The sequence below is a fragment of the Cycloclasticus sp. genome (assembly GCF_019090545.1).
Taxonomy (GTDB): Bacteria; Pseudomonadota; Gammaproteobacteria; order Methylococcales; family Cycloclasticaceae; genus Cycloclasticus; species Cycloclasticus pugetii.
Genome location: NZ_JAHRVT010000027.1, coordinates 1 through 3028 on the forward strand (window position 1 = coordinate 1; position 3028 = coordinate 3028).

At 39.7% G+C, this 3028-nt stretch carries 5 protein-coding genes; 4 read left to right on the forward strand and 1 reads right to left on the reverse strand.

Features of this window, described 5'->3' with window-relative positions:
• Nucleotides 1–325 (reverse strand): sigma-70 family RNA polymerase sigma factor (locus tag KUG63_RS06300; RefSeq protein WP_287554442.1); only part of this gene is annotated, 325 nt, incomplete at its 3' end.
• Nucleotides 326–554: 229 nt separating this feature from the next.
• Between KUG63_RS06300 and KUG63_RS06305 the strand changes: the two genes are divergently transcribed.
• The 4 genes from KUG63_RS06305 to KUG63_RS06320 form a co-directional block, all read left to right on the forward strand.
• Nucleotides 555–1151 carry a DUF3833 family protein gene (locus KUG63_RS06305; protein ID WP_287554444.1) on the forward strand — a complete coding sequence of 199 codons (597 nt, stop codon included), beginning with the start codon at nucleotides 555–557 and terminating at the stop codon, nucleotides 1149–1151.
• Nucleotides 1152–2084, forward strand: coding sequence for an acyl-CoA desaturase (locus tag KUG63_RS06310; RefSeq protein WP_287554445.1), 933 nt, complete (start codon nucleotides 1152–1154; stop codon nucleotides 2082–2084).
• A gap of 2 nt (nucleotides 2085–2086) precedes the next feature.
• Nucleotides 2087–2503 (forward strand): nuclear transport factor 2 family protein, encoded by a 417-nt coding sequence (locus KUG63_RS06315; RefSeq protein ID WP_020161919.1) that lies wholly within the window; start codon nucleotides 2087–2089, stop codon nucleotides 2501–2503.
• Nucleotides 2503–3028 (forward strand): SDR family NAD(P)-dependent oxidoreductase (locus tag KUG63_RS06320; protein WP_287554447.1); only part of this gene is annotated, 526 nt, incomplete at its 3' end. The genes KUG63_RS06315 and KUG63_RS06320, both read left to right, overlap by 1 nt.

Here is a 3028-nt window from a genome sequence, read left to right on the forward strand (position 1 = left end):
AGTCATCAAGGCTAACTTCAGCAATTCTCTTTTGCCTTAGTACATCAATTTTTAAATTTCTAGCGATGGTGAAAATCCATGTTGAAACGTTTGCTTTTTCTGCTTGGTATGTTTTGGCTTTTTGCCAAACACGCATGAACACTTCATGGGTCATTTCTTCAGCATCACTGGTACTAGTGTGTTGCTTGAAGAATGTTTTGACCTTAGGAGCAAAGTAAAGATACAGTTTTTTGTATGCATTCTTGTCTTGCTTAACGGCAATAGCCTGCATGTATTGTTTACACAGCTTTGCTTGTTCCGTCTTGCTGATGATGGGCTTGTTCATAGAGTAATAAACTGGTTGCAGAAGCGTGCTTTGAGCTGACCAATATACTAAGTTTTCGGTTATTTGTCTTTGCGCCTGCCCATTCATATTTTTTAAACTCTAAGTGTTATAAACATCGATAAATAGAACAGCGATACACTGCCCTATTTACTGTTTTACGAAAAATATGCTTTTTTGGATCAAAAAAATAAATTTAATCTAATTGGCAATTTTTTACGTACAAGTAAATATGTCCCAGAAATTTGAGGTGTCGATGAAAGTACTGTGTTTGATCTTTAGTGTTTTTTTAATCAATGGTTGCGCAATAGATGCCGAGCGTTACCGCGATAAAACACCTGGTTTTAAGTTTGAATCTTTTTTTCAAGGAAACCTCTGCGCAAAAGGCTTAGTGAAATCAAGAAATGGTCAAATTAATCGAAAATTTGCAGCTGATATTGTTGCCTTTCATTCTGCCAATCAAGTTATCTTAGAAGAAGTTTTTCTATTTGATGATGGAGAACGCCAAGAACGTAACTGGGTGTTTGATAAAACAGCTGAAGGTTGGTCCGGTACGGCCGGTGATGTCATTGGTATTGCAAACGGTGAAGTATTTGGCGATAGCCTGAATTTGAAGTATCAGCTGAAAATTAACATTGATAACTCTGAATATATTGTCGAAATGGATGATTGGTTAACGTTAGTTGATGATTCGACGCTTATGGGCTCTACAGAAATAACTAAATGGGGTGTTAATTTGGGCCGAATTGATATCGTTATTCAAAAAACCGAGAGTCTTCAGCGAAATGCAAGTAAGCTAGAAAACTGTATTGAGGCTGGAGTGTTATAAATGCGTTTGCTAAACCGCTTAAAACCGATGCTTGTATGGTTCGATAACCAATCCGGTTTGGATTCAGTTGCCACTAAAGACTCGAATAAATTGGGCTGGGCTCAGGTTACCCCATTCGTTTTTATGCATTTAATGGTATTTGCTGTCGTCTGGGTCGGGTTTAGCTGGGCTGCCCTGTGGAGCGCAATCATTCTATATCTAGTCAGAATGTTTGCGATTACTGGTTTTTACCACCGATATTTTTCACATAAATTGTTTAAAACGTCACGTTTTATACAATTCTTTTTTGCATTTATGGGAGCCAGTGCGGCGCAACGAGGCCCATTGTGGTGGGCCTCACATCATAGAGTTCACCATCAGGCTTCTGATAAAGAAGGTGACCCACACTCACCCCGGTTACAAGGCTTCATTTGGAGTCATTGCCTTTGGTTCTTAGCACCCAAAAACTTGCAAACAAAAACTGATAAGGTGAAAGACTTTAATAAGTTCCCGGAACTTAGGTGGCTTGATCGATTCGATATAACGGCACCTTTGGTACTAATAGTTACCCTGTATTGCGCCGGCTTTCTGATGGAAATCTATTACCCTCAGCTGGAAACAACAGGCGCGCAAATGGTTATATGGGGCTTCTTTATATCAACAGTTGCCTTATATCACGGCACTTACACGATAAATTCACTGGCACATTGTTTCGGTAGCCGACGTTTCGATACACCTGATGACAGCCGTAATAACGCACTCTTAGCAATTATCACACTCGGCGAAGGCTGGCATAACAACCATCACTTTTACCCAGGAAGCGCTCGGCAAGGTTTCCAATGGTGGGAAGTTGATGTGACATTCTATCTGCTAAAAGTAATGAGTTGGTGCGGCTTAGTTTGGGATTTAAAACCCATTCCGATTGAGGTTCAAAAAGAATTTAAAAGGAAATAGTGATGATAATTGAAGACTTTACTCAAATTTACCAACGGCTCAATAAAGATAATCTTGAGTTATTAACAGACCTTTATAGTGCAGATATTACCTTTATCGACCCCTTACATACAATTGAAGGGGTCGATAATTTAACGGTTTATTTTGCAGGTTTATATGACAATGTTTCCTCCATATCTTTTGATTTCGAAGAAGTTACATCGGATAAAAACAGTCATTTCATAACCTGGGATATGACCTTGGCCCATTCAAAAATGAACGGGGGAAAGCCCTATATTGTGCCTGGTGTAACACACTTAAAAACCAACGAAGAAGAGCAAATAAACTATCACCGAGATTACTATGATGCTGGTCAGATGCTGTACGAGCAAATACCGCTGATTAGAAACATCATCAGACTCATTAAACGGAGGCTCTAATGGTCTACGATTTTAACGGTAAAAAAGTATGGGTTACGGGTGCTTCCAGCGGAATTGGGAGATGTTTAGCTGATCAACTGCATGAAAAAGGTGCCCATGTATTTGTCAGCGCGAGAAATACCGAAAAATTAAGCGAAAACTTTTCCGGCAAGGAAAGAATAACCATTTTGCCCGGCGATTTAACATCTGCAGATGTTAATAAAAACATCGTGGCTGACATTAAAGCATCAGCGGGAGGGTTAGACTGCGTTATTTTTAATGCAGGGACGGCTGAATATGTTGATGCTTATCATTTCTCAGCGGCCCCATTTGAACGAATGATAGAGGCCAACTATTTCACTATGATAAGGGGAATTGAAGCGGCCTTACCGCTATTAAAAGAATCTGAAAATGCGTATTTGGTAGGTATGAGTTCTAGCGTTGGGTGGCAAGGTCTGCCTTCAGGGCAAGCATATTCAGCGAGTAAAGCGGCTATTAGAAACTTATTTCAAGGCTTAAAAATAGAGCTGGCTCCAAAAAACATAG

What these genes read in the sequence shown, in the direction of transcription:
- KUG63_RS06305 (WP_287554444.1), top strand. Translation starts at nt 555, where the DNA reads ATGTCCCAGAAATTTGAGGTGTCGATGAAAGTACTGTGTTTGATCTTT.
- KUG63_RS06310 (WP_287554445.1), top strand. Translation starts at nt 1,152, where the DNA reads ATGCGTTTGCTAAACCGCTTAAAACCGATGCTTGTATGGTTCGATAAC.
- KUG63_RS06315 (WP_020161919.1), top strand. Translation starts at nt 2,087, where the DNA reads ATGATAATTGAAGACTTTACTCAAATTTACCAACGGCTCAATAAAGAT.